Origin of the sequence: Pseudomonas sp. K5002 (assembly GCF_013386655.1) — a bacterium.
Lineage (GTDB): Bacteria > Pseudomonadota > Gammaproteobacteria > Pseudomonadales > Pseudomonadaceae > Aquipseudomonas.
Genome location: NZ_JACARK010001244.1, coordinates 1 through 621 on the forward strand (window position 1 = coordinate 1; position 621 = coordinate 621).

A 621-nucleotide genomic window follows, 5' to 3' on the forward strand; every position below is an offset into this window, starting at 1 on the left:
TGGTGCCGCATCTGGTACGCCTGCTGGCGGGGCCGGATCATCGGGTGCTGCTGCCAGCCTCGGTGCTGGCGGGGGCGAGTTTGCTGTTGTTTGCCGATCTGGTGGCGCGCCTGGCCTTGGCGCCGGCGGAATTACCGATCGGCATTGTTACCGCGTTTATCGGTGCGCCGTTTTTCCTCTACCTGTTGTTACGAGGGCGCGCCTGATGCTGCGAGTAGAAGACCTGCAGATCCGCCGTGGGCGCAAAACTGTGCTGGCGGACATCACCCTGGACCTGCTGCCAGGAGAAGTGCTCGGCGTATTGGGCCCCAACGGCGCGGGAAAAAGTACATTGCTCGGTGCGTTATGCGGCGAGTTGCAGCCCGACCAAGGCCGTGTGTGGCTGGATCAGCGTGAGTTGAAGGACTGGGGCGGAGCGCAGCGTGCCCAGCGGCTGGCGGTGTTGCCGCAGACCTCGACCCTGGACTTTGCCTTTCGCGTCGAAGAGGTAGTGGGCATGGGGCGCTTGCCTCATCAGACGGGCCGGGTGCGTGACGATGAAATCATCAATGCTGCCTTGCAGGCTGCCGACGTCGGCCACTTGAGCGGGCGCAGCTATCTGGCGTTGTCGGGCGGCGAGCG

1 protein-coding gene and 1 pseudogene are annotated in these 621 nt (G+C 64.4%); both read left to right on the top strand.

Annotated elements, in window-relative coordinates:
• A partial coding sequence (locus tag HX846_RS35315) for an iron chelate uptake ABC transporter family permease subunit (protein WP_178967260.1) occupies positions 1–206 on the top strand: 206 nt, incomplete at its 5' end.
• A 47-nt stretch (positions 207–253) separates the two neighbouring features.
• Positions 254–621: pseudogene (locus HX846_RS35320) on the top strand (ATP-binding cassette domain-containing protein); the annotation flags it as partial.